This is a genomic window from Pseudalkalibacillus sp. Hm43 (assembly GCF_054170705.1).
The window spans coordinates 603,638-627,050 of record NZ_CM135129.1; the positions used below are offsets into that span (position 1 = coordinate 603,638).

The 23,413-nt window shown below is 41.2% G+C and carries 29 protein-coding genes; 7 read left to right on the plus strand and 22 right to left on the minus strand.

Annotation, left to right across the window (positions count from 1 at the left end; genetic code table 11):
* Window positions 1-357: 357 nt before the first annotated feature.
* The 4 genes from ACXQIQ_RS03225 to ACXQIQ_RS03240 all read right to left on the minus strand — a co-directional run bounded on the left by ACXQIQ_RS03225 (window position 358) and on the right by ACXQIQ_RS03240 (window position 2,391).
* A complete protein-coding gene (locus ACXQIQ_RS03225) occupies window positions 358-810 on the minus strand; it encodes a hypothetical protein (RefSeq protein WP_439301945.1) in 453 nt (150 codons plus the stop codon).
* 60 nt (window positions 811-870) lie between these two features.
* Window positions 871-1,131, minus strand: coding sequence for a hypothetical protein (locus tag ACXQIQ_RS03230; RefSeq protein ID WP_439300172.1), 261 nt, complete (start codon window positions 1,129-1,131; stop codon window positions 871-873).
* 15 nt (window positions 1,132-1,146) lie between these two features.
* Complete coding sequence (locus ACXQIQ_RS03235; RefSeq protein ID WP_439300171.1) at window positions 1,147-1,671, minus strand: GNAT family N-acetyltransferase; 525 nt, start codon at window positions 1,669-1,671, stop codon at window positions 1,147-1,149.
* A gap of 66 nt (window positions 1,672-1,737) precedes the next feature.
* A complete protein-coding gene (locus tag ACXQIQ_RS03240; RefSeq protein WP_439300170.1) occupies window positions 1,738-2,391 on the minus strand; it encodes a ribonuclease H family protein in 654 nt (217 codons plus the stop codon).
* 100 nt (window positions 2,392-2,491) lie between these two features.
* On the opposite strand from ACXQIQ_RS03240, the gene ACXQIQ_RS03245 reads away from it, so the two are divergent.
* Window positions 2,492-4,294 carry a dihydroorotate dehydrogenase gene (locus tag ACXQIQ_RS03245; protein ID WP_439300169.1) on the plus strand — a complete coding sequence of 601 codons (1,803 nt, stop codon included), beginning with the start codon at window positions 2,492-2,494 and terminating at the stop codon, window positions 4,292-4,294.
* 26 nt (window positions 4,295-4,320) lie between these two features.
* Here ACXQIQ_RS03245 and ACXQIQ_RS03250 read toward each other — a convergent pair whose 3' ends face one another.
* From ACXQIQ_RS03250 to ACXQIQ_RS03260, 3 genes are all read right to left on the minus strand, one after another.
* Complete coding sequence (locus ACXQIQ_RS03250) at window positions 4,321-4,644, minus strand: hypothetical protein (protein ID WP_439300168.1); 324 nt, start codon at window positions 4,642-4,644, stop codon at window positions 4,321-4,323.
* 162 nt (window positions 4,645-4,806) lie between these two features.
* Entirely contained in the window at window positions 4,807-5,787 is a 981-nt protein-coding gene (locus ACXQIQ_RS03255; protein ID WP_439300167.1) for an NAD(P)-dependent alcohol dehydrogenase, read from the minus strand.
* A 181-nt stretch (window positions 5,788-5,968) separates the two neighbouring features.
* A complete protein-coding gene (locus ACXQIQ_RS03260) occupies window positions 5,969-6,838 on the minus strand; it encodes a 50S ribosomal protein L11 methyltransferase (RefSeq protein WP_439300166.1) in 870 nt (289 codons plus the stop codon).
* 75 nt (window positions 6,839-6,913) lie between these two features.
* On the opposite strand from ACXQIQ_RS03260, the gene ACXQIQ_RS03265 reads away from it, so the two are divergent.
* A complete protein-coding gene (locus ACXQIQ_RS03265) occupies window positions 6,914-7,165 on the plus strand; it encodes a hypothetical protein (RefSeq protein WP_439300165.1) in 252 nt (83 codons plus the stop codon).
* Window positions 7,166-7,249: 84 nt separating this feature from the next.
* Here ACXQIQ_RS03265 and ACXQIQ_RS03270 read toward each other — a convergent pair whose 3' ends face one another.
* Window positions 7,250-7,693: a YhcN/YlaJ family sporulation lipoprotein gene (locus ACXQIQ_RS03270; RefSeq protein WP_439300164.1), complete on the minus strand. Its 444-nt coding sequence runs from the start codon at window positions 7,691-7,693 to the stop codon at window positions 7,250-7,252.
* Between the two features lie 21 nt (window positions 7,694-7,714).
* On the minus strand, window positions 7,715-8,833 hold the full coding sequence (locus ACXQIQ_RS03275; RefSeq protein WP_439300163.1) for an MGDG synthase family glycosyltransferase: 1,119 nt from the start codon (window positions 8,831-8,833) through the stop codon (window positions 7,715-7,717).
* A 152-nt stretch (window positions 8,834-8,985) separates the two neighbouring features.
* Here ACXQIQ_RS03275 and ACXQIQ_RS03280 point away from each other — a divergent pair, with 152 nt between their 5' ends.
* Together ACXQIQ_RS03280 and ACXQIQ_RS03285 are read left to right on the plus strand one after the other, a co-directional pair.
* Entirely contained in the window at window positions 8,986-9,555 is a 570-nt protein-coding gene (locus ACXQIQ_RS03280) for a YkoP family protein (RefSeq protein ID WP_439300162.1), read from the plus strand.
* A 147-nt stretch (window positions 9,556-9,702) separates the two neighbouring features.
* Window positions 9,703-10,470, plus strand: a complete 768-nt coding sequence (locus tag ACXQIQ_RS03285) for a metallophosphoesterase (RefSeq protein WP_439301944.1) — start codon at window positions 9,703-9,705, stop codon at window positions 10,468-10,470.
* A gap of 49 nt (window positions 10,471-10,519) precedes the next feature.
* On the opposite strand, the gene ACXQIQ_RS03290 is transcribed toward ACXQIQ_RS03285, so the two are convergent.
* Window positions 10,520-11,200, minus strand: coding sequence for a GDSL-type esterase/lipase family protein (locus ACXQIQ_RS03290; protein ID WP_439300161.1), 681 nt, complete (start codon window positions 11,198-11,200; stop codon window positions 10,520-10,522).
* A gap of 170 nt (window positions 11,201-11,370) precedes the next feature.
* On the opposite strand from ACXQIQ_RS03290, the gene ACXQIQ_RS03295 reads away from it, so the two are divergent.
* Window positions 11,371-12,426, plus strand: a complete 1,056-nt coding sequence (locus ACXQIQ_RS03295; RefSeq protein ID WP_439300160.1) for a M20/M25/M40 family metallo-hydrolase — start codon at window positions 11,371-11,373, stop codon at window positions 12,424-12,426.
* A 33-nt stretch (window positions 12,427-12,459) separates the two neighbouring features.
* Here the strand turns inward: ACXQIQ_RS03295 and ACXQIQ_RS03300 are convergent, their stop codons facing one another.
* Together ACXQIQ_RS03300 and ACXQIQ_RS03305 are read right to left on the minus strand one after the other, a co-directional pair.
* Window positions 12,460-13,089, minus strand: coding sequence for an NUDIX hydrolase (locus ACXQIQ_RS03300; protein ID WP_439300159.1), 630 nt, complete (start codon window positions 13,087-13,089; stop codon window positions 12,460-12,462).
* Between the two features lie 37 nt (window positions 13,090-13,126).
* Entirely contained in the window at window positions 13,127-14,968 is a 1,842-nt protein-coding gene (locus tag ACXQIQ_RS03305; RefSeq protein ID WP_439300158.1) for a PAS domain S-box protein, read from the minus strand.
* 205 nt (window positions 14,969-15,173) lie between these two features.
* On the opposite strand from ACXQIQ_RS03305, the gene ACXQIQ_RS03310 reads away from it, so the two are divergent.
* A complete protein-coding gene (locus ACXQIQ_RS03310) occupies window positions 15,174-15,515 on the plus strand; it encodes a hypothetical protein (RefSeq protein WP_439300157.1) in 342 nt (113 codons plus the stop codon).
* Between the two features lie 51 nt (window positions 15,516-15,566).
* On the opposite strand, the gene ACXQIQ_RS03315 is transcribed toward ACXQIQ_RS03310, so the two are convergent.
* The 4 genes from ACXQIQ_RS03315 to ACXQIQ_RS03330 form a co-directional block, all read right to left on the minus strand.
* Window positions 15,567-16,091: an acyl-CoA thioesterase gene (locus ACXQIQ_RS03315; protein WP_439300156.1), complete on the minus strand. Its 525-nt coding sequence runs from the start codon at window positions 16,089-16,091 to the stop codon at window positions 15,567-15,569.
* A gap of 94 nt (window positions 16,092-16,185) precedes the next feature.
* Entirely contained in the window at window positions 16,186-16,581 is a 396-nt protein-coding gene (locus ACXQIQ_RS03320; RefSeq protein WP_439300155.1) for a DUF350 domain-containing protein, read from the minus strand.
* Between the two features lie 27 nt (window positions 16,582-16,608).
* Window positions 16,609-17,862, minus strand: coding sequence for a glutathionylspermidine synthase family protein (locus ACXQIQ_RS03325; protein ID WP_439300154.1), 1,254 nt, complete (start codon window positions 17,860-17,862; stop codon window positions 16,609-16,611).
* Between the two features lie 2 nt (window positions 17,863-17,864).
* The gene (locus ACXQIQ_RS03330) at window positions 17,865-18,185 is read right to left on the minus strand and encodes a hypothetical protein (RefSeq protein WP_439300153.1); all 321 of its coding nucleotides are present in this window, start codon (window positions 18,183-18,185) and stop codon (window positions 17,865-17,867) included.
* Between the two features lie 54 nt (window positions 18,186-18,239).
* Between ACXQIQ_RS03330 and ACXQIQ_RS03335 the strand changes: the two genes are divergently transcribed.
* Window positions 18,240-18,689, plus strand: a complete 450-nt coding sequence (locus ACXQIQ_RS03335; protein ID WP_439300152.1) for a hypothetical protein — start codon at window positions 18,240-18,242, stop codon at window positions 18,687-18,689.
* A 25-nt stretch (window positions 18,690-18,714) separates the two neighbouring features.
* On the opposite strand, the gene ACXQIQ_RS03340 is transcribed toward ACXQIQ_RS03335, so the two are convergent.
* The 6 genes from ACXQIQ_RS03340 to ACXQIQ_RS03365 all read right to left on the minus strand — a co-directional run bounded on the left by ACXQIQ_RS03340 (window position 18,715) and on the right by ACXQIQ_RS03365 (window position 23,339).
* A complete protein-coding gene (locus tag ACXQIQ_RS03340) occupies window positions 18,715-19,227 on the minus strand; it encodes a 2'-5' RNA ligase family protein (RefSeq protein ID WP_439300151.1) in 513 nt (170 codons plus the stop codon).
* Window positions 19,224-19,949: a DUF817 domain-containing protein gene (locus ACXQIQ_RS03345; protein ID WP_458026081.1), complete on the minus strand. Its 726-nt coding sequence runs from the start codon at window positions 19,947-19,949 to the stop codon at window positions 19,224-19,226. Before ACXQIQ_RS03345 ends, ACXQIQ_RS03340 begins: the two co-directional genes overlap by 4 nt.
* Before the next feature lie 283 nt (window positions 19,950-20,232).
* Window positions 20,233-21,204, minus strand: a complete 972-nt coding sequence (locus ACXQIQ_RS03350; RefSeq protein ID WP_439300149.1) for an HD domain-containing protein — start codon at window positions 21,202-21,204, stop codon at window positions 20,233-20,235.
* A 71-nt stretch (window positions 21,205-21,275) separates the two neighbouring features.
* Window positions 21,276-21,758: a dihydrofolate reductase gene (locus ACXQIQ_RS03355; protein WP_439300148.1), complete on the minus strand. Its 483-nt coding sequence runs from the start codon at window positions 21,756-21,758 to the stop codon at window positions 21,276-21,278.
* On the minus strand, window positions 21,755-22,549 hold the full coding sequence (locus ACXQIQ_RS03360; protein ID WP_439300147.1) for a thymidylate synthase: 795 nt from the start codon (window positions 22,547-22,549) through the stop codon (window positions 21,755-21,757). The genes ACXQIQ_RS03355 and ACXQIQ_RS03360 overlap by 4 nt, the downstream gene beginning before the upstream one ends.
* 136 nt (window positions 22,550-22,685) lie before the next feature.
* Entirely contained in the window at window positions 22,686-23,339 is a 654-nt protein-coding gene (locus tag ACXQIQ_RS03365; RefSeq protein ID WP_439300146.1) for a YpjP family protein, read from the minus strand.
* Between the last annotated feature and the right edge of the window lie 74 nt (window positions 23,340-23,413).

A 23,413-nucleotide genomic window follows, 5' to 3' on the forward strand; every position in this document is an offset into this window, starting at 1 on the left:
CTTTTACCTTATTTAGATGTGGTAGATGCGTTCTATCCTTCATTTTGGGATTTTGCCGTTTTGAAGGATAGAAAACACCTCTTTCTATCCTTCATTTTGGGATTTCGCTGATTTGAAGGATAGAAAGCCCCTCTTTCTATCCTCCATTTTGGGGTTTTGCTGATTTGAAGGATAGAAAGCACCTCTTTCTATCCTCCATTTTGAGATTTTGCTGATTTGAAGGATAGAAAGCACCTCTTTCTATCCTTCATTTTGGGATCTCGCTGATTTGAAGGATAGAAAGCCCCTCTTTCTATCCTCCATTTTGGGATTTGCAGATTTGAAGGATAGAAAGCCATTCTCATACACCGCTACCCATTACATGCACGATTCTATTGAATTCGATAGTACGCTTGGACCTAGTTTGTTGGTAATTGAGTTAGATAACCTAACTTGAACGAACACGTTTTTCATTTCAGCTGTAATTAAACCAATTCGACCAGCCCAAGTGGGTGCATCGTCTTCTGGTGTTGGATAAAGAGTGAAACGCCAGCTGATTTCTTCTGGTATGTAAGCGAATCCTTCGTACCGATCGTAATCACCAAAGAAAGCTGGATCTGGTAAATGTACTGCTAGAATGCTTATATTTGTTCTGGCAAAGCTCGGGGGATTCAATTGCACTTTATAGATTAAAGCACTACCCATAGCATTTTTCAGATGATCTGGTTCGTTTGGTTTCAATACCATGGAACAAGGCATTGATAAGGCTATAGCTTCTAATGGAAACAAGAATATACTCAATAACAGGACGATGACAATGAATCGTTTCATGGAGACCTCACTCACAACTATGTCTTTCCTCTATTGTTGCCTGCTACTTTCAAATATTTATTACAACCAATCCCGGATATTCACATAGATCAACGTGATGATCATCAGGCCGATGAATCCGATCCAAATGTAACCTATGATGCGGATTGGTTTAGGCAGTCCCTTCATATTGATGCGACCAACATTTCTGGTCGGATAACCTTCGATGCGTCCGAGGTGATCCAACGCACTGTTGATTGGTCGCGAGGCAGAACCTTTCCGTCTGTGGTACTCCAATCGTTTCTCCGTTCTTTTTCTCACTTTTTCAAGTTCTTTTTCCATTCGTTCTCTCCACTCCTACAATTCCACTTCATATTTACAATGCTGACCAAATTTGTTTTTGACTTCCTTTAAAGGATAACGCTTCTGATAATAAGCATTTAAACTTTCATTGCTTGCTAAACAATCGAAGCGCATCGTATTCAGTCCAGACTCTCTTACATAGTCTTCTGACCAGTCGAGGATTTGGTTCCCTAAACCTTCCCCTGCAAAATCTCGATGTACAACGACTCTATGTAAGTAAACGACAGGATCATTCGCTTCATCTTCCCACATATCAAAATCCCACTCACTTGGTTTTAATTCCAGTGTAGCGGTCGCGATCGGTCGTTCCTTTTCGTAAAAAAGAAACGTACTCCCATTTCGGATAGAGTCCTTTACCTCTTGCGTGTTGCCTTCCAAGTCGTTCAGGTAATAGTCCCATTGGGTCGTACCCTTCGTTTGGATCCATTCAGCTGCGTTAACCAACAGATCCAATACTGTATTGATATCTTCCATCGTCGCTGTTTTTACTTTCATATTTTCCCCTACGTATGCATTCACTTGAACGCCTCCTTATATGAACCTGTCTACAACTTCCATTATGCACTCTCCATTTCCTTCCAATGATTATAATTCTATGGTACTCGATATCTCTACCCCGTTCAGCGCTTGTGTAGCCAGTTTATCCGCTTCCTGATTCTTTTTCCGGGAGAGGAGCTCATACTCAGGTTGAAGTCCAAGCCGATTCAGTTTTTGATCAATACGATCCGCCCATCTGGTCAACTCTTCTTCAAAGCAGGCCCACTCTCCATTCAGCTGATTGATGACCACTTGTGAGTCCCCTACGATTCTAATAGGCAAATGATGCACTCCTAAATTTTCAAGTTCTTTCAACGCTAGATGAAGCGCAGCATATTCGGCCTCATTATTGGATTGGAGCTCATCGACACTTGCATTCTTCCGTAGCCGAAAAGACTTTCCGCTTTGGTCATAATAGATCACACAACCCAAACCGGATCGCCGGGATTCTAACTCATATCCTCCATCAAAATACACCTTTATATTGTGCGGTTCCGTTTCGATTCCTTTTAAAAATTCCTTTAATTCCTTTACCGACCATGTAGAATCTTGAGAGTCGATGAACGAAAGGTTCTTCACCCGTCCTGTCCGTTCTAAGTCCTCTGCCATTTTTATCGCTTTGTCCGCGTTCATCTCATCGGATTGGAAAAGGGTTTCTAGACCCTTTGGCGTTCGGTATGTAAAATCAATTCGTACGTTCATGTTGAAGCCTCCTTCGAACCTATTCTTCCCTACATAAACAAAAAATTCCTTCATGTATGTGGATGAATATTTTACAATGAAAAGGAAGGAGAGAAACGTTATGCCAGATTGGTCTTATCACACATTTTTTAAACCGTTGTTATTCAACTTGAAACCTGCTAAAGCCCGTTCTATAACCCTTAATATGATGAACACCCTTATTTCGATTCCTTATGGATATCGGATCATCGAATTTTTTGGCCATATGGCTTCATCCCCTGCCATCCGCAAAAACGTATGTGGTGTAGAAGTGGAAAGTCCTGTTGGTTTAAGTGGCCAGGTGGATCCTAAGCTTCAAGGGATTTCAGCACTTTCGAACCTAGGATTCGGTTACATTGAAGTCGGTCCAATTACAATTGACCCTGTTCATGAACCAGAGATCAAACTTCATCAGGAGTACAACACGATAGAGTACAGTCACCTACAAGAAAACACAGGTTTCACTCATGTTGAAGAAGTATTGTCCAACAGAAAACTGAAGATACCTGTACTATTCCGTATTGGAGAAGCCTCTCTTCAAGATACTCTGAAAATCATACATAAGCTGAAGAAATATGCTGATTGGTTTGTGCTTGATACATCCTTCCATGCGGAAACGTTAGCTGAGATAAAAGAAGCTGCGGGTAAACCTATTCTAGTAAATGTAGAGAAACAACATGAGATTGATCATTCCATCGAATGGATCGATGGATTTTACATCCCAGAAGGAAAAAAGGTTGAACAATCTAATCATGTAGGGCCTCTTGAATTGGATCATCATTTGGAAAGGATTCATCAACTACAATCCTATGAAAAATCGATTATCGTTTCAGGTGGGATCCATGAACCTGCTGATGCTATTACCTTAATGGGAGCTGGAGCAGACTTGGTTCAAATACATAGTGGATTCATTTTTTCGGGTCCAGGTCTACCGAAACGGATCAATGAAGCTTTAACATATGAAGTGAAACAGAAACAGCCAACCCAACCTGGATGGTTGGCGAGTTTTCTCATGGGACTTGGGGTCTTCATTGCGGGTATCATCGCCACTTTTGTCGGTTTGACGGATGTCATTCTTTCGCCTGATGAGCGATTTCTCGGCATGACGAAACAAGAAATTCAGCATTTCAGTGATCATCTATTCAAATTCATGTCTCATGATCGCATCAGTCTTGCGGGGGTCATGATTTCGGCTGGTTTCTTGTATATGATGCTCGCTTATCATGGCATCCGGAATGGATCACATTGGGCAAGAAAGGTATTTTACATAGCCGCGACACTTGGTTTTTTGAACTTCTTTTATTTTATCGGTTTCGGATATCTGGATCCGATTCACTTGCTATACAATGGGCTCATTCTACCTTTTTTCCTCTACGGATTTATTAAAACACGGAACATGCCTTTGGGAAGTGAAGGAAGCAATACACGAAATACAACAGCCTGGAGGAAGAGTCAATTTGGACAAACGATGTTCATCATTCTCGGAGGAGCTTTCTTGACGGCTGGAATTGTCATTTCTTACATCGGGATGACGGACGTTTTTGTAAAAGAAGATCTCGGATTTCTGGAACTTGATCCTGAACACATCCATGATCATAATCAACAGTTCATATCGTTGATTGCTCATGATCGCGCTGGCTTTGGTGGAGCTTTGATATCGGCAGGGATTATGATTGCACTGATTGCGATGTGGGGATACCGTGAAGGTGAGGAATGGATTTGGTGGACGTTGACACTCGGAGGTATTCCTGGCTTTGCAGCTGGTATCGGCATTCACTATCATATCGGTTATGTGGATCAATACCATCTAGCACCTGCCTATTTTGCAGTCTTACTATATGTTCTAGGTGTGGTCTATTCTTACCCGTACTTAATGAAACGCTAAAATAGCGCTCGACAAGAGCGCTATTTTCATGCGGTGAAATAAGGTAAGTAATAGATGAACGTCACTACACCACTTGTAACCAGGTAGACGATCGTTCCAACCATGAAGGAATTGAGCGTTACCGTAAAAGGTTTGGACACACCAGTACTAACCCCCGTAGTCCCTTTGATGGTTGCATTCAGTATATTTGTAGATTGATTGTGATTCAGAAGAATCATCCAAACCACTCCAAAAACGAGCAACCCACTAAGAAAAATGGTTTCCATGTAACTCCACCCTACTAACCTTGAAAATAACCAAGCAATACCTGCGTTCCCTAGGATCGATGCTGTAAAATACAAGAACTTCATGAAACCCCACCTTCTATGTATCGTTAGTCATACTTACGTATGAGAAGGACGAAGGTTTCAAATATTTTACATAATATCCCTGCAAGTTTTTATCTCGTACTCTTTTCCCAACTTCATTCCTCGCTACGCCTATATAATAGAAGGAAGTGTCGTTTTTTAATCCTAGTCACTTCTCGCTTCCCAATTGATGACGACATTGCCCACTTTATGTCCCTCATCTACGTAACGATGAGCCTCCGCAATCTGTTCTTTTGTATATTTTCTGTCGATTACTGCTTTGATTTTCCCTTCTTCAATAAGCTCTTTCAGATATTTGAGATCTCCTGGATCTTCCCCCGCAATACCACTTATGATTTTTTTCTTACCGAATTTCGATGTGATGAGGATTTGTGCAACTTCTCGATAGTCGACGACTGCTGTAACGTACAAGCCTTTCTCTTGCAATGATTTTTTGCTCCTAGAGAAAGGCGACTTCCCTAACGTATCAAAAATCAGATCGTATTTTTCACCGTTCTTCGTGTAATCTTCGTTTTTATAATCGATCACATGATCTGCTCCTAATGATTTCACTAGTTCAACATTTCTAGTACTGCACACTCCTGTAACTTCTGCTCCAAAAAGTTTCGCCAGTTGAATGGCATATGTCCCTACACTGCCGGAAGCCCCGTAGATCAAGACCTTTTGGCCAGCTTGGATTTTACCTTTTCGAAGGAAATCAAGTGCCGACACGGCTCCAAAGGGAACGGACGCTGCTTCTTCGTATGACATGCTGGAAGGTTTCAATGAAAGTGACCCAGCTTCTCTTACGCTGATATACTCCGCATAAGTGCCTTTTCCACAGAATCCATATACCTGGTCACCTTTACAGAACTGTGTGACGTCCTTCCCCACTTCTTCAATTTGACCGGAGAAATCCATTCCAAGTATGTTCTTTCTCGGTCTTCTGATTCCAAGCGCCATTTTTGAAATCGGCCATAATGGTAAGGTCTTACGATTGCCGTTCCGGATTCTTGAATCTCCTGAACTGACCGTGGTGGCATGGACCCTGATCAGCACTTCGTTCTCCTGAAGCTCAGGTTTTTCCAGTTCATGCATTTCCAAAACGTCTGGTGGTCCATAGCGATTACACAAGACAGCTTTCATCGATCTTCCTCCCCTTACATGTGTCCATTACGAAAATATAATATGGGAAATTTCTCTATCAAATCACTATTTCCTTCTTTTATCTTGTGTGACATTAAGCTGCTGTAAAGTTTCTGCAAGTGACGTGACCATTGATCAACAGCTGGATATATAAAAAACTGTGGATTTTCTCCACAGTTTTTTACTTTCTCATAAAATGGATCGTCATCCATTCGTCGTTTATATGCTTTTCTACAGCTTCATAACCATATCGCTCAAAGTAGTCCAACAGTTTTCCATGACTCCACTCAACTACACCAGAAATGAGGAAATGTTCAACTTCGTTTTTGAAAAAAAACTGTTGTTCTAGAATTTGAATCGTCTCCTCCGTACCAATATTGATAAAGACCCAATCCAACTTCCCGTAACTTTCCGGCTTTTCATTGATGAGGTCTTTTTGCTGTACTTCGATTCGTTCCACACCATTCAATTCAGCATTCGCATACACTTCTCTTTCACTTGGTTGAATGTCTATCGCAATCATTTTTTCAGCATTCTTCTTCGCTGCTGCTATGCTCAGTATACCGGACCCCGTTCCGATATCCATGACGCTTTGTGAAGTCAAATCATTATGAAGCAATACACGCAAGCAATCACGAGTCGTGACGTGTGCTCCCGTACCGAAGCCTCCCATTGATTCTAGGAGAATCTGCTTTTTACCTGGAGTTGGATCGTGCTGAGGTGTGACAATCTCCCACTCCTCATCCACTTCTATTCGCGGAATGGGCTGCTGCCACTCTTGCAATTCATAAGGTTCATTTTTAATCTGACCAGTGTCATGATCCAGAAGTCGAGCGAGTTTCTTCGTCGTATCGGACGCATTTTCTGTTGGGATGATCACATGTAAATCAACGTCCTGATCTTCTGTTACCTCATAATCATAGCCGTTTTCATTTCGAGACACTTCAATCGGTTGATCGTAAAAGGCATTGTAATAACCCTCGATAGCAAGTTTTTCAATCGCTTCCTCTACCGTTGGAAAAGGTAATCGGATGATAAATTCATATTCCATAATCCGTTCGTCCTCCTACACTTGTATGTATATCTTGGGATTTGGCTAGAATGGATACTAAAAAGGTGATTCACTATGGAATTATACCGCATCTTTTATACGTTTCGCACGAGGGATCTTAACTTCATCACCATTACAGGAATGGATATGATCAACCGGAAGCTTTTTTCCGTGCTCGTCTATTCTCCCGACGACTCAATTGATCTCCTACATTCCCTGACTCGGGATCTTCCCGAGCCATTGTACGATCTGATTCTGGAAGAAAAAGCAAAGATTGACCTGGGTTATTATGACTTGGCTACCTGGGAAAGGAACGTCATCCACTAGGATGATGTTCTTTTTTATGACATATAAAAAAGCCCTCTCTCTAATCCGCGTCAGGAATAGTACTTCGAAAGGACTTCTACACATTCAACCCTCGTCTTTTGACAGCTTGATCAAGGAGACGACTTTCTTATGGATTTCTCGTTCTGACAACTTCTTACTTGCATGTTGATTTTCCAGTTCCATTATTTTCATGAAGATTTTCTTATCCGGTGAAACCGTTACTTCCATTTCTGGGTATTTTGAATCCATTTTCTTCTTTACTTTCTTTTCAATGCCTTCTATTTGGAAGCGATCGATATTTGTCACTTTGATAGCCACCAACAGTTTATCTTTGGAATGGATGATTTCTACATCTTCGACACCTTTCATATCAATTACTTCTTTCTCAATGGATGTCGATTCATTCGTCGATAACTCTTGTGTCGAAATCGTATTCTTCATATCTGTTTGTGGTTCGTCTTTACATCCTGTTAAAAAGATAAGGGCTGTAATGGTAAGTACTGATCCTTGTAAAATGATCCTTTTCATAACATCTCACCTTTCTCATTACTATGATTTAATATTCTCATTCGTGGTTTGAGCGATACTCTCATTGATTAAATTGAGGATGGATTTGTCAGTTAGCCGCGTATGATAGACGTCCAACTGTTTCTGTAGGACTTCAAATTCCCTTTTATCATCCAAAAATCGAAGCAAATACTCTTCTGCCCCTCTCCACTCCCTCAGATTTTGGACGAGATTCTGACTTCTCAAGTAAGTGAAGTTGTATTCCTCTTGGCCTGGCAGGTAGTCATAGATGAAAATCGGTAGCCTCGACTTTAAGCACTCCGACATGGTGACGCCACCAGGTTTAGATATGATCCCATCACATCGCTCATACAACTCATTCAGTTGTTCCTTGCATTGGATATAAGAAAACGGCTTGATTTGAGGATGTTTCCAGGCTTCTATCCGAGCGAATAGTTTTTGATTGTTCCCACACAAAACGTTGTATTGAATGCGACCTTTTGGCTTCAGCGCGTGGATGAACCTATTGAGCTTGCCGGTGCCTTGAGCTCCACCAGAAATCAAGATTTCATAGTGATCCTTCCGCTCATAATTCCTACGATCTGTTATTCGAATAGCACCGTCTGTCGGTATCCCTGTCATGACGATCTGACTTTCATCCACCTTTCGCTGTATCAATTCATGCGTGAAAGGTGCATCAGGGACCATATGCAGGTTGATGTATTCGTCCCCCCACAAATGATTGATGAAATAATCTGTGTAGATATTGATGACAGGGACATCCACCTTCCCTTTCCTTTTCAAGATGTTCAGTAAATGAGAGGGAAGCGCATGTGTACATATCACAACATCTGGCCGGTAATCGGATAAGATCTTCATCATGTTCCTCAAGAACAGTTTTTCGTAAAATTTGAAAGGTAGGCTCGTGTTACCGTTCGGAAGCGCGATCCGCTTATACACCTTGCTGTAAAATGCCGGACTATATGTAATCCATTTCAAGTACGCCTGAGAAACGATCGTCTCCCCTTTTCCGAAGGTATACGAAAGAAGTTCAACCTTTTGGCAGTCAAATTCATTGCTGATTTTTTGTTGGACACTATCTGCCACATGATGATGACCAGAATTGATCGTCAGGAGCGGCATGATCAATGCACGTTTCATTCTCCATCCACCCATTTTTTCTTTTTAGTGTTTGAAGAAAGATGAAAATCATTCAACTGGTTCAATATCCTGTTATTACCTCTTTTACAATGGTACGTCCGTGAGAAAAATAAGAACGATTCAAACTGTATGATTTAAAGGAGAACGTCAACATGGAATTCATTAGAGGATATGCTTTGTCCATCTGGAGCTTCTTAGATCCGTTGTATTACATGTTTACACGATTGACCTATCTGGATCGATGTGCAGGCTCACGTGGATGTATCTTCCGTGTCAGATTGACCCGTTACAAAGGAAGAACAATCACACTGTCAGATGGAACAGTGTTCAAGAAGAATGATGTATTAGTGAAAATCCATCTGCATAACGTTCGTCTACTTAAAGACATGGCGGGTATAACGAACGATTTCCAGAAGATGATTTACTTATATAAGAAAATACAAACATCACTACCACACGTTGCTGACTATATAGAAAAGCATCATCAACAAGGCGAGATCAAAGGCATTATCGGAATTACCTTATTGGATCGAGGATGTAAGAAACTCGGCTTTGAACCCTATACCATTCAGAGTCATTGTTACCGTATATTCAAGCTATCTGCACTGCTACCGATCTCCCTCCTTTCAAGAGGAGGAGAAAGGCATTTTTTTCATGCCAAGCCCCAATACTTGATGATGTCCAAAGACAAGTTGTACCAACGTTATAGACAACCAAGATAGTGACTCCCAGCATTTACCGGTTCCAATCCTCTCTCAATTTCCTATAATTGTATATGGGAGGGGATTGACTTGTTCGTAAGTGCTTTTTTTATTTTTATCATCGTTGTTGCAATAGTCAAGGCCCACAAGAATACGAAAGATATACAAATGGAAAAGGTCCGCATTGAGGCGAGGCATACTCGTTCTGGACAGTCACTAAAGGTATTACAGATTTCAGATATGCATTTGGAAAACCTGTCGATTAGTCCAAAGGAGCTTTATACTCGATTGAAAGACGAGGATTTCGATTTGATTGCTTTGACAGGAGATTTCCTGGATCGAAAGCGCACTTTGAAAAAGCTGCCTGACTATCTTGAGACCTTCCAAAAGCTCAATCCCCCGCTTGGCATGTATGCCGTGTTCGGGAATCACGATTATGTATTGAGAGAAGGACACTTTAAGCAACTTGAGCAGCTGTTGAATCGATATGGTTGCCAAACCATGCGTAATGAACATACACAAATCGATGTGAATGGGGTTAAAATCAACATTATCGGAATTGACGATTATGGTACAGGTCACAGTGACCTATTCGCTTCTTATGATGGATTAGAAGAGTCTGACTACAATCTAGTACTGACACACGATCCGAACGTTGTACTTGATATGGATGGTTCTCAGTTCGACTATCTGTTATCTGGTCACTTCCATAATGGTCAGATTCACTGGCCGAAACCCTATCATCTTGTAAAAATGGGAAAGCTTGCACGGATGAACATGGTAAAAGGGTTGTTGTATATGCATGAAAAACCGTTTTACATCAGTGAAGGCTTAGGACAGACAGGACTGAACATCCGAGTCGGATCAAGACCTGAATTGACCATTCACGAGATACAAATCGGTAAAGCACAAACACAGAGTGTCGCTGTTTCATAAATGAGAAAGCTGATAAACGGACGATTGTTGTAGAGACAATCGTTTTTTATCAGCTTTTTTCTATGCAGGGAAATAAGTAGCGCCTATCCATCAGTGAAGCTAGTGGATCAAATCCTGTTTTGTCTAACGCATCGGCAATGATGGTATATCCTATTTTGTTCGGATGAAGCCCGTCAATCGCAAGTGCATTCCTTCCGTGTTCTTTGAAGCCTTCAAAAATGTCCGCCATCAAGATTCTTTTCCGGTTGAACCGCTTCAATTGTGTATTGAAAGTATGGATCCATTTATCACTGAAATCCAACTGGGTATAAGGGTTGTATAGCCCCACTAATCGGACGTAATAATCCTCTTGACCGGTTTTTATTTTTTGGACCTCTTTCAACATAGATGCTATGTTCAACATACTTTGCTTGATCGTCTCCTTGAAGACGACTTGATCTTTCTTCTTATAATACGTCCGCAGTGCTCGCTTAAGATCATTCCCACCTGCAGTAATTGTGATAACATTCGCATTTTGTATAGCTTCCCGGACTTTCCGTTTTTTAAAAAACTTAAGTATTTGTTTTGTTGTAGCGCCATTCCGCGCATATACGAACCTGTCTACATCCATCTGAAAAACACTTTCCAACGCTTGAGTATACAGGGTTACGAAATTCGGGTTCATCAATGAACCTACTCCAATCGTCAAGGAATCCCCGATCGCTACATATTTTACCGTTCTTTTCTCCAAACATTCTCACCACCCTTATACTTCTATCGCTCTCTATAAGTTATGTAAATGATGGATGATTGAAATGGACAACTGTGTAGGAGATTAAAATGGTTAAAACGCCGAGAGCCTTTGTGTTTTTCTGTTTTTACAGTTATGATGGTAATGGATATTTTACTAGGAGGTACGTCATGGAATTCGAATCGCAAAATTTCTTGAAAGAATTATTATCTACCCCTTCACCTTCTGGGTTTGAAATGGGGATACAACGCAAATGGATGGATTATGTGCGTACATTTGCTGATAAAATTGAAACGGATAATATTGGAAACGCTTACGGAGTGATCAACCCAGATGCTCCATTCAAAGTATTGCTTGCTGGTCACTGTGATGAAATCGGGTTCATGATCAATCGCATTGACGAAAATGGATTCCTGCATTTTACTAAGCTCGGCGGAATCAGCCCAAAGCCTTCCATCGGCATGAAGGTAGAAATCCTCGGGAGCAAACAGACCATTTCGGGGGTCATCGGGGTAAATGCAGAGCATCATGGTGGCATTAACGATGACTTTGGTTTTGAGGATCTTTACATAGATTGTGGAGCGAAAAGTAAAGAAGAAATGGAAGAATACGTTCAAATCGGTGATCTCGCCATCTATCGTAGGAACGTTGAATTCTTGTTGAATGATCGCATCAGCGGTCGAGGATTGGACAACCGTACAGGGTCTTTCATCGTTGCTGAAGTATTGCGCAGAGTGGCTAAGAAAAACCCGAAAGTAGGCGTCTATTCTGTCAGTACAGTGAATGAAGAAACCAATATGGGTGGCGCATATTTCGCAGCTTCCCAGGTGGAACCGGATTTTGCACTTGCAGTTGATGTGACATTTGCGACAGATTACCCAGGTGTGAACAAGAATAAGCATGGGGATATCCGACTCGATGGTGGTCCTGTATTAGCAAAAGGAGCACCGATCCACCACAAGCTGAACAATATGCTGGAAGAAACGGCACGGAAGCACAAGATCAACGTTCAATACGAGCTGACCCCACGTGTAACCGGAACTGATGCTGATCGCATGCGTCTTACGGGTAAAGGTGTACCTGTATCGCTTGTTTCTCTCCCACTTCGGTACATGCACTCTCCTGTGGAAACTGCAAGCCTGCAAGATATTGAAGATGAGATTACTTTGATAACAGAAATGATCCTTTCATTGGATGGAAACGAAAACTTGAAACCTGTAGAATGATGATAAAGAAAGGTTGATCCAGATACGAACGGATCAACCTTTTATAATGGAATCGATTTTTGAAGAGATCGTTTCAAAATAATCATCTTCATGCGGGACAAAATGATTTCGAGTCACCTTTTTGTGAATCGGTTGTTTGTCTCCATCATCAAACATCTGAAATCCTTCTACTTCTAACTCCTCTATTTCTTTGAAGCAGAATTGTTTGAACAAATCGAATTCTGACTTCACAATGCCTGAAACTTCATCCTCTTGGACCTTGAACGTGGGTGCTTCGTCATTATGCATTCTGTGTAAAAAGGTATGGGCAAGCTCATTATCAATGAAATCTTCCCTTTTTAAAGAGTAATGAATGATACCTAGCTGGTCCAGATCTGCCAATTCCACATCCAAGCCAATCTCTTCTTGTACCTCTCGTTTACCATCTTCAATGGATTCATTCGCCATCAAATGACCAGCAGCTGTGATGTCTAAGAGTCCAGGATAGTCTGCTTTATGCTTGCTTCGGATTTGAAAATAAATGTAGGGGACGTCATTTTCAAAACGGATCAACCAGTAATGAAAAGTATGATGCCAGTACCCCTTTCTATGGACTTCGTCTCGTGAAAAAACACCAATCGAATTCTGATTCTCGTCGAAAGCTTCTATAAGTTCTGATGTCATTTTTGTACTCCTTCAAGTCTAGGTGCTTCAAGTTTAGTTACTTTGGATTATGAGGTAGATGAATTTTTACGGTTGTTCCTTCCCCCACTTTACTTTCATAATGAACATGCCCTTTATGATTGGAGATGATCTTTTGGCTGATCATCAGTCCAAGGCCGGTACCGTTTTCTTTCGTCGTAAAAAACGGAGTCCCGATTTTCTCTAAATCTTCTTTGGATATCCCTTTTCCGTTATCTTTTATCAGTACGACGATTCCCTCAGCTTCACGCTTAACAGAAACGTCTATTTTTCCACCATAGGAACAAGCTTCAATTCCATTTTTAATATAATTGAGAAAGACTTGTTTCAGTTGGTTTCCATCACAATAGATAGTTGGAATGTCATTTTCGATATCGAAGGAAATTTCTACATTTTCCATAATGGCCTGACTGTCCACTAATGCTAATAGATGGCTTAACAAATGATGAATGTGTGTTTCTGAGAACTTTGAAGTCTGAGGTTTTGCGAGCAGTAGGAATTCACTGACAATCAAATTGATGCGCTCGACTTCTGATAACATCAGCTCATAATAGGTTTTCGTCAAGTCGTCTCCATTGGAGTGAAAATATTGCAGAAAACCTTTCAACGATGTGAGAGGATTACGAATTTCATGGGCGATGCTTGCTGCCAATTGCCCAATGACTGCAAGCTTATCAGAGTTCCTCAATAATTCTTCTGTATTTTTACGTTCTGTTAAATCACGGATAACCATGACGATAGATGTAATGGTTCCGTTCTCATCCAATACCGGCATGCATCTTGCTTCCACTGGAATCCACTCACCCTTCGCATTTTGCTCACGGTATTCGATATTGACCGGTTGCTTCATCTTAATCATCTGCTGGTAAAGCTCATTCGCTGAAGACAAGTCTAGCGGGTGTACATATTGAAAACCGTTCCTGAACTGGTAATCGGACTCGCTTCTTCCTAAAATCATTTTATGGGAAGGAGATGCATAAAGGATCGAATTGTCCAAATCCAGTACACGGATCATATCGGCTGTATTTTCGGCGATCAACCTATATTTCGCTTCACTTTCACGCAATACTTCAACATTCTTCTTCCGTTCGGTAATGTCTCGAAGAATGTTTGCCATCGCAATCATTTCCCCGTTCTCATCATAAATAGGAGAATACGTGATTGCTACATCGATCAGTTGACCATCTTTACGTTTACGTACGGTCTCATATTCGACAACAGATTTACCGGATTTTACTTTCCGCTGCAGAAAGTCAACCTCTTCTCGATACGATTCATCTGGAATGGTCACCACCTTACCGCCAAGTAACTCTTCTCTAGAATACAAGAAGATATCTTCCGTTGCCCGGTTCAGTTTAAGGATATTTCCATCCATGTCAAATAGGCCGATGGCATCAGCAGAATGATTGATGAACGATTCCCAGTATGCATTTTCGGATTTCAGATCTTTCGTTTCTTTAAGTTCCTCTGTTCGATCTTTCGTTTGGATGAAACGACCAATGATTTCATCGCGGATGATGATCGGTATGCTTGTCATCTCAAAGACAATGGATTTCTCGGAGTGACGTGTTTTCATTTTGCCTTTATAGTGATGGGTATCTTCAGAGTATAACGTTTCATATAATTCGTTTTCATCATCAAAGGTAATCCACTCATGGATCGGTGTATAAAAGTATTCTTTGGAGTCGGCAGGTAATAGAGTTCTTCCGGCCTGGTTCACTTGCAAGACCATTCCATTCAAATCGATTGCCCAGATTGCATCACTGTTATGCTCGAACAGTGATTGGTACATATCTGAGTTCAACAACTGATGAATGTCAGAGCTGCATTCCAAAGCTTTCAAACGTTTATTCGAATACATTCTGGTACCTCACTGATTGGTTTATTTTCTAATTACATAGTTTGACAAAACCTCTCCATTACCTCCCGCTTCTTGTAAAATATTTTGAAGTTCCTGTCGAATAGAGCGTTACATTGTCGAGTGCTTAACTGCAGCATGAACGTTTAGCACCCGTCCAGTTGTGGAATGGGTACGTATAATACGAAACTATAAAGAGGTGATGAGCATGACCGAACGTAATACGTTTTTTGTATCACCAAAAGGGGATATTTATCCTACACCCGTTGAGTCTCAGTTTCAATTATTCGAGATCAGAGCGACAGACTATGAATTGAATGAATTCAAAGTAGCAGTAGAGGAATTCAACTCGTCTGAAGATGTGGAAAAAGAGGACTTCTGGTCTTTGAATCACTTCAAGGAGAGCGAAGTGGACAAAGATCGTGAAGTAACGTATACGAAGCTTGTAGAGATTTATAAGTGGATTTACACACTTGGTACTTCAGAGACTAAAAAACATATCGAGGGCATGAATGTATTGCCTAGATTAAGTGAACGACCACAGTTATGACGCAAAAAAACAGGTTGGACTCCCCAACCTGTTTTTTTGCGTCAACATTTGTTAAAAGCGTTCCCACGGTTTTTGTGTTCCGAAATTCTGAGCTAGCTGCTTGCTTTCATTTCGTCGCTTTCGTCTTCTCTCTGCACGTTTGGGTGCCCCTTCAAATAACCATTTCTCTTCTTCTGTTTCAGCTATGACATTCGGGACAGGCGCTGGATTTCCGTCCTCATCAACAGCGACGAATGTCAAAAAGGATAAGGCACATAATTTGCGTTCTCCTGTAAGGAGGTTTTCCGAAATCACTTTTACGAACACTTCCATGGATGTCCGGTGTGTCCAAGATACAAATGCCTCCAGGCAAACCGAATATCCTTCTTTAATCGGATGGAGGAAGTCGACCGAATCACTTGAAGCGGTTACGACATGCTGACGGGCATGACGCGTCGCTGCGATGGCTGCAACATCATCGATATACGCCATCAACTTCCCACCGAATAATGTTCCATGTGTATTTGTATCCGGAGGTAGCACATGACTGCTCTTTACCGTCCTGGATTCTCTGACACTTTTTGCTTTTACCGTCATAATCACTTACCCCTCAGTTTCAGTTTGTTAGTAGCTTTTACGCGGTTATGATATATCATACACAGAATGGAAGCAAGTAATTGATTTAATCGAATCAGTACGTAAGCGATCCTGCGATTGTCAGGCCAAGAGCGATGGATACGAACAGTAAGAACAATCCTACCGCTTGATTATCATCATCAATCGCTTTCGTAATATGAAATCTAGGTGTCATCCATTCCACAATATAGAAGGCAACAATTTGGACGATAATCGCGACAGCGCCCCACACGACCATATCATACAAGCTGATCGAGTTTGCAATCGAAGCGTAAAGCACGATTGATAAACCGATGATCTTACCGCCAAGTGCGTACGCTGCAGCCTTGTTTCCTTGTGAAATCAACTGGAACTCCTTATTTTTCGTCGTCATTTCAAATAAGAAGATCCCCACAATCAATAAGCCTAGCCCAACAGCAAAATATGATAAAAAGTTCAATAATAGTTCCATTTGCCTCTTCCTTTCTAAACGGTTTATTTATTTCATTCCTAGTGGCAAAAAGTACGCTTTATTATCCGTAATTTCGTTACCTGCACGAAGACCGATGGCACTTGCTTTTCCTTTGATCAGAAAACTTCCAATCAAGAGATGGCCTTTCTGTAAGCCATTGGATGTCCTGATCGACGTCGATGGTAACGTGACAAATTGTTGATAGACAGGGATGGAACTCTGATAGGTACGGTTTTCATCCGCATTGACTAGGTTGCCACTGCCATTGAATACTTCAACCGTATCCCCTTCCCGTCCGAAACTTGGTTTTTTCACATAAGGAACTCCGCGTTCTTTAAATGGTACGTCATCCAAATAAGTCGGTAGGAAATACGTACGTATCCACTGTCGTTCTTCTGCAGTGTAGTAAGGATTCTGTTCCTCATACAATCCCCATATGACAGCTTGAACCGCTTTTGACTGAAGGAGAAAGGCGGATAAGGGATTGAAACAGATGACGCTTTTGTCATGAATCAATTGTAGAAGATCTACTCCAACTTTTGCTCCGGTATTTGGGTCCTGGTCATTAATGAGATGCTCCAAAGGATAAGTCTGTCGGTAGAGTACATCAATCGGTTCTCCTTGATCGTCCAACAGCAAGCGGGTATCGCTATCCTTCCACAATTGTAATTGGTGTAGAGGGACATAGCGTGCGTCCAGTTCACTGATTTCCATCAAGTATTGTGTCGTCAGACGGTCTTCTTCATGATCCCCATGAGATGTGAACACGATGTTGGCATCATCCGTCTTATGAAGGGAATGTATACTTTTCGTCACCGTCGTATGTATGGTTTTTGCCAGGTCCCTCTCATATCCTTCGTTTGGATCTTCGTATCCGAAGTGTTTAGCTGCTGCAGCATTAATATGGAACACTTCTTTTTCAAATGTAGGTGTATCTGCATTCACTTCAAGTACTTTCAATCCATCAGAAGTTTTCACAAAATCCACCCGGGATATCAACATTTCAGCAGATATACTTTTCGTTCGGATGAAGGGTATGACTTCTTCTGGGATATCCAGTTGCAACAACGTTTCGTCATCTAGATTACGTAACAATCCAGCAGTCTTCTGATAGATTTGACCTACCTTTTCGGTCGCATTTCGGATTTCATCGATTTCACTTCGGGACATTGGATAGCAATCATATAGCGCGTACTCCTCACCGTCTAGATCATGCCAGAAATCTTGGAATGTCCCGTAGAATGTTTCTCGGTTTTTAATATGTTGATCGTTTGAAAACACAATCAGCCTCCGAACCCTCCTTTAGAGCCGGACCCAAATCCGCCCTTGAAACCTTTACTGGAGCGATATTTTTTGTAGGCAGAACTGCCGAGCAATTTGCTCTTTGATTTATAATACTTACCAGCATAGAAATAATGGCCGTAGAAGTTTGAGTCATGATCCTCACATTCATAAACGCCTTCATCCGCTTCCCACTCCCACTCATCACAGTTCTCATCATCTGGTTCTGGTGGTAAGCTTTGTTGACCACAGCCTGTCAAAGAGGTAGCCACGACTGTAGACAAAACTCCTGTCATCAATTTTTTTGTTTTTGATCCTTTCATCCGTATCCCTCCTTTTATATAATCAAACTATCCGATGATTAGGTGGTGAATAGATTGAATACCCTCACAGATCGCTTGGAATATCGACTTTTCGATGAAAAGAATGGATTTCCTGCTCTCTATCATTATGAAGGCTTAACCTCTGGTGAACTTTTTGCTCGCCGTATGTGTGATTTTTACATAAAAAACAACCAAATATACACGAAGACGTCAACCGCTTATGAAACCGACTTGTTCGTGATCTACCTATCCGTAGATGCGAAGGAAGAAGTTTTTGACGATGCTCCGATCTATGAATATGTCACAATCGAGCTGAGAGAATGGAAAGAACATGTTGATTCCCCAGTCCTCCATACGATTGAATGTCAGAACCATGAAGAAGTGGTCGGTTATATCGGTTCGGATTACATCCAATTGAAAAATGCCGAATATGAAACAGTCGCCTCTGAAATCGATGAGGATCGCCGCGCTTATGTCATGTATATCAAGCCGTCTACAATGTAACGTACGATTGAGGTAGTAAAAAGATTCACATTACATGAACATATTCCACGATGGACGCTTCATTTTCTCCGATTGTTTCTAACGTGATTCGATCAACCGTTAAAGTAACCGGTTCATTGATCAGCTGTGCAATTTCATTTTGCACAGCTTTCGCTTTTTCCAGGTCATTGAAGCGTCCGATGGTGATGTGCGGTATGTATTGGTGAGTAGTTGATCTGTATTCTTTAAACGGACCAGAATATAACTTCAAATTCAATTGTTGAATGATCTCTTTACCATCCTTCACCAACCAGAATAAGCATCCATCCTCAGCTACTACTGTGTCTTCTAAAGTGATCTGGAACGGATTGAAGTCTTTCAATATGCGTGACATGTGATGTTGGCACTGTTCCGTTGTCATCTCATTTTTAAATGGAAAGACCAAAGTGATGTGAGGTGGAATTTTTCCATACAATGGATCATGTTTTGCCCGAATTTGCTCTACGATCGGAAGTATATGACGATTAAGGAAAATGGAAATGGTCCTTTTCTTTTTCATGCCTGTTCCTTCCCCTTCAACATTTTCAGGTGAGCAACAATCAAGAAACTGACGATAACGAGCAAGAACCATGAACTCAGTTTTCCTAAATCAACAAGAGACCATGCTTCCTTTTGATAAGGGTAGTGCCATGCTTTGAAAAAGGTTGCAATGTTCTCAGCAATCCAGACGAAAAATCCGATTAAAAAGTACGCAAGGATAATCGGCATTTGATACGTATTCCCTCTTACTTTGAACATGACATAGGTTCTGAAGAACAATAGGAATAGGATCCCGACCAACCACCAGCGAATATCAAAAATATAGTGGTGCGTAAAAAAGTTCAAGTAAATCGCAGCCCCTAACAGTGTTGTCAATAAAACATTCGGCCAGGCAATGATTTCGACATGAAGCCTTCTCCAAGCCTGACATAAATAGCTGGCAACACTCGCATACATGAATCCACTATATAGCGGGACACCTAGGATTTTCGTATAGGCCTCCTCTGGATACGACCATGATCCCATATTCACTTTGAATAACTCTAGTAAAAGTCCAATGATATGAAACACACAAATGACTTTCAATTCGTCCATCGATTCAAAACGACCAACCACCATGAGGATTTGAGTTGCAATACAAATCAATAACATTAAATCATATCTCGGGATCGCTATGTATGCCTGGAATTGGTCCGTCAAAAACAAGCTCGAAAAGATGACGAGAGGAAAGATACAAGACATGGCTTCATGATAAGTGAATACCGTTAAGTCTTTTAAATATCGAGACCCTTTTTCATAAACGACCTCCAACCCAATCCCTCCTTGTTTACAAGCCTTTTTTTAAGGCAGTTTTCGGAAACTTTGTCGCTATTGCACTTGAAGAAAGTATAAAATACTTTCTTCAGTATAAGGGCAATTAAAACATGATGTTGCAATTGTGTTGAAGTGTCCGAGTGCCTTTATTAAACTGTTTTATTAAATTTTGTTTTTAAAAATTCCATTTCTAGTACGGTACGTGAAATTTTTATTTTGAGATTTTGATCTTGGCACCTTTTAAAGATCGTTCCTTTGCCTTTTCATTCATATCCATCACTTTTTTAGAAAGTTGGCTTACTGGTAAGCTTTCTTTCCCGACAATCACTTCAGGATCGATCAACCTCATCTTTTTCTTTACTTCGATGTCGTAATCCTGGTCGTTGGCATGGACCACAACAGAATCCGATAACTTGTTCCGTAGTGATAGAATCTCAGGTTCTTTACTGTTCTCTATCAGCCTCAATAATGCATCGTCTGTCATTAAAAAGTCTTCTTTTGTTATGATCGCCTTCTTTAGTGAAGCTTTTAATAGTTCAGACATCATATGATTGCTGTAAATGTTGAGCGGGTGTAGAAAAAAGTCCAGTACTTCTTGATAATAGTGGTCCACAAACCATTCAGCAGCACTTACATCTTTTACATGGATTCTACCATTATACAAACTCAGGCTTTGCAGGAAGTCCTCTACTTCTTGCTTAGTAATTTCGCCATATTCATACAGATCCCTTAGTGTATAATCGATGCGATCCGCACATAAGCGTGGTGCTGGCTGTTCGAGGATCTTCCAATTGGCTTCTTCTAACACATCATCTAGGTTTACATTGTATTTTTCCAGAATAGATGGTAGGTCTGACTCCATTACCATCTGTTCCTTGATCTGTTCATGGTAATCCTCATTTTCTTGTTGCAAAGCATCATCTACAACATGGGAAAATGCGGTGTGTGATACGTCATGAAGAAGTCCTGCAATTTGCTCTTCTAGGCTACCTCCCAGAAGTCTTATCAAACACATCACTCCGACTGAATGTTCGTATCTCGTATTCTTCCACTTCGGATTGACGAGATAGCTTGCTCCATTTTGATGGACACCTTTTAAGCGCTGAACCGCATCTGAGTCGATTAAATCTACTAGAACCGGTTCCAGCTCAAAACGTCCATATAAGGAATCCTCTATGTACATCCTTCCACTCCTTTGTAAAAAAGAAGAGTGCCTGACTTCGGTCAGACACCTTCTACGTCGCTCTCATGATGTCAGTCTGTCTTACGGTCGTAAACACAGAAATAATAGTCGTACGGGTTCTTTTCGTCTTTGATCCCTATTTCTTTTGAGGTCAGTTCCCATTCAGATTCATCATACTCCGGGAAGAAAGTGTCCCCTTCAAACTCTTCATCAATGTAAGTCATATAGAGGCGATCCGCATCATCGAGTACTTGCTCATAGATTTTCGCACCACCGATGACAATCGTTTCGTCCCCATCTTGTTGCAACGCTTCTTCGATTGAATGTGTCACAATACATCCTTCTGCTTCGTATTCTTTATCATTGGTCACAATGACATTTTTACGATTCGGGAGGGGTTTACCGATTGATTCATAGGTTTTCCGTCCCATGATGACCGTATGTCCCGTGGATACCTGTTTGAACCACTTCAGATCCTCTGGTAATCGCCACGGCAAATCATTGTTTTTACCAATAACGTGGTTCTTTCCCATTGCGAAAAGTAATGAAATCATACAGAAACGGCTCCTTTGATGTGTGGATGTGGATCGTAATTTTCCAATGTAAAATCTTCAAATTTGAAATCAAAAATCGATTTCACTTCTGGATTAATGGTCATGGTCGGAAGCTCACGGGTGTCTCTAGTGAGCTGCAGTTCCACCTGTTCAATATGGTTCAAGTAGATGTGCGCATCTCCGAAGGTATGTACGAATTCACCTGGTTCGAGATCGCACACTTGCGCAATCATCATGGTAAGTAGTGCATATGATGCGATGTTGAAAGGTACTCCCAAGAATGTGTCAGCTGATCTTTGATAGAGCTGACACGACAACTTGCCATCGTTCACATAGAATTGGAACAAGCAGTGACATGGTGTGAGTGCCATATCATCGAGTTCTCCGGCATTCCATGCATTGACGACAAGTCTTCTGGAATCCGGGTTTTGTTTGATTTCCTCAACGACACGTGTGATTTGGTCGACAGTCCCGCCATCCGGTTTCGTCCAGGAACGCCACTGTTTCCCGTATACCGGACCAAGGTCACCATTTTCATCCGCCCATTCATTCCAGATCCGAACGCCATTCTCTTGAAGATATTTGACATTCGTATCGCCATTCAAGAACCATAGGAGTTCATGGATGATAGATTTCAAATGGAGTTTTTTCGTCGTAACCATCGGAAAGCCTTTTTGGAGATCGAATCTCATCTGGTAACCGAAAACACTGATCGTTCCGGTGCCTGTACGATCTTCTTTCTTTGTGCCATTCTCTAGAATGTGACGGCACAAATCCAAATATTGTTCCATGGAATCCCTCTCTTCTATTCAATTTATAATGCTTGTCCCAATTATAGCATTATGCATTCATGGTCGAAATGTAATTTAGAAATTCTGTGGCAAGGTAATTCGGCCTATAAGAAAAAGCAACCTGTACTCAGGTTGCTTAACTCATCCAATTCGGTGGTGTATTTTTATCCCAGTAGATGCTCCCTAGTTCATGATGGCTTTCAAAGTTGTCTTCTGATACATGATAGTGGAACGAAAACCAGTATCCTTGCCCTGGTGGATGTTCTCTTCGTACGTGTAAACGAAACACATCTTGATTTGTGTGTTCATTTTTGATGTGGAAGATCTTTTCGCTCTTCCCAGGGGTAGGTCGTTCTGTAATCGTCAAGTTCCTTAACATCTCTTCTTCAAGATGTGCACTCAGTTGCGAGATCGTTTCTTCAATCTTTGGCAAAATAACGGTTCGGAATTCCTCGCCACGTTTTGCCTCGATCCGGTCTCCGAATTTTTCTTTCGTCTGTTCGGTTGCTTGATACACAGAATAAGCAACGAAAGCTTCTTTTAACTCATCTGTTTCTTCGTATGTAGCTGCAACCTCTTGCCAAGGTTTTTGGAAGAGGTCGACTTCTGGTTCGTCATCTATTATTTGTTCAAAATCAAACGATTCTAAGTTGGCTTGATTAACCGCAGAAGTCGTTTCTGTCGGAGTTCGTTCATCACTCTCTGCTAACAAATGCGGAGGCGGCGTAACAGTTCCTAATGTGAAGACCGTAATCAGTACGACGAGCGTTTTCCTTAACCAGTTCGGCATGTGCATTCAACCTCAGTCTACTTAAAGATTTGTAACTTCATTATCTCACAACGAGTTTGTGATAAGTGTGAGAA

Coding starts and splice junctions, on each gene's coding strand:
- ACXQIQ_RS03315 (WP_439300156.1), bottom strand. CDS start 16,091: ATGACGGTAAAAGCAAAAAGTGTCAGAGAATCCAGGACGGTAAAGAGC.
- ACXQIQ_RS03305 (WP_439300158.1), bottom strand. CDS start 14,968: ATGTATTCGAATAAACGTTTGAAAGCTTTGGAATGCAGCTCTGACATT.
- ACXQIQ_RS03310 (WP_439300157.1), top strand. CDS start 15,174: ATGACCGAACGTAATACGTTTTTTGTATCACCAAAAGGGGATATTTAT.
- ACXQIQ_RS03275 (WP_439300163.1), bottom strand. CDS start 8,833: ATGAAACGTGCATTGATCATGCCGCTCCTGACGATCAATTCTGGTCAT.
- ACXQIQ_RS03245 (WP_439300169.1), top strand. CDS start 2,492: ATGCCAGATTGGTCTTATCACACATTTTTTAAACCGTTGTTATTCAAC.
- ACXQIQ_RS03355 (WP_439300148.1), bottom strand. CDS start 21,758: ATGATTTCATTACTTTTCGCAATGGGAAAGAACCACGTTATTGGTAAA.
- ACXQIQ_RS03320 (WP_439300155.1), bottom strand. CDS start 16,581: ATGGAACTATTATTGAACTTTTTATCATATTTTGCTGTTGGGCTAGGC.
- ACXQIQ_RS03285 (WP_439301944.1), top strand. CDS start 9,703: ATGGAAAAGGTCCGCATTGAGGCGAGGCATACTCGTTCTGGACAGTCA.
- ACXQIQ_RS03230 (WP_439300172.1), bottom strand. CDS start 1,131: ATGGAAAAAGAACTTGAAAAAGTGAGAAAAAGAACGGAGAAACGATTG.
- ACXQIQ_RS03265 (WP_439300165.1), top strand. CDS start 6,914: ATGGAATTATACCGCATCTTTTATACGTTTCGCACGAGGGATCTTAAC.
- ACXQIQ_RS03295 (WP_439300160.1), top strand. CDS start 11,371: ATGGAATTCGAATCGCAAAATTTCTTGAAAGAATTATTATCTACCCCT.
- ACXQIQ_RS03340 (WP_439300151.1), bottom strand. CDS start 19,227: ATGAAAAAGAAAAGGACCATTTCCATTTTCCTTAATCGTCATATACTT.
- ACXQIQ_RS03360 (WP_439300147.1), bottom strand. CDS start 22,549: ATGGAACAATATTTGGATTTGTGCCGTCACATTCTAGAGAATGGCACA.
- ACXQIQ_RS03270 (WP_439300164.1), bottom strand. CDS start 7,693: ATGAAAAGGATCATTTTACAAGGATCAGTACTTACCATTACAGCCCTT.
- ACXQIQ_RS03330 (WP_439300153.1), bottom strand. CDS start 18,185: ATGAAAGGATCAAAAACAAAAAAATTGATGACAGGAGTTTTGTCTACA.
- ACXQIQ_RS03345 (WP_458026081.1), bottom strand. CDS start 19,949: ATGTCTTGTATCTTTCCTCTCGTCATCTTTTCGAGCTTGTTTTTGACG.
- ACXQIQ_RS03225 (WP_439301945.1), bottom strand. CDS start 810: ATGAAACGATTCATTGTCATCGTCCTGTTATTGAGTATATTCTTGTTT.
- ACXQIQ_RS03250 (WP_439300168.1), bottom strand. CDS start 4,644: ATGAAGTTCTTGTATTTTACAGCATCGATCCTAGGGAACGCAGGTATT.
- ACXQIQ_RS03260 (WP_439300166.1), bottom strand. CDS start 6,838: ATGGAATATGAATTTATCATCCGATTACCTTTTCCAACGGTAGAGGAA.
- ACXQIQ_RS03365 (WP_439300146.1), bottom strand. CDS start 23,339: ATGCCGAACTGGTTAAGGAAAACGCTCGTCGTACTGATTACGGTCTTC.
- ACXQIQ_RS03350 (WP_439300149.1), bottom strand. CDS start 21,204: ATGTACATAGAGGATTCCTTATATGGACGTTTTGAGCTGGAACCGGTT.
- ACXQIQ_RS03240 (WP_439300170.1), bottom strand. CDS start 2,391: ATGAACGTACGAATTGATTTTACATACCGAACGCCAAAGGGTCTAGAA.
- ACXQIQ_RS03255 (WP_439300167.1), bottom strand. CDS start 5,787: ATGAAAGCTGTCTTGTGTAATCGCTATGGACCACCAGACGTTTTGGAA.
- ACXQIQ_RS03300 (WP_439300159.1), bottom strand. CDS start 13,089: ATGACATCAGAACTTATAGAAGCTTTCGACGAGAATCAGAATTCGATT.
- ACXQIQ_RS03280 (WP_439300162.1), top strand. CDS start 8,986: ATGGAATTCATTAGAGGATATGCTTTGTCCATCTGGAGCTTCTTAGAT.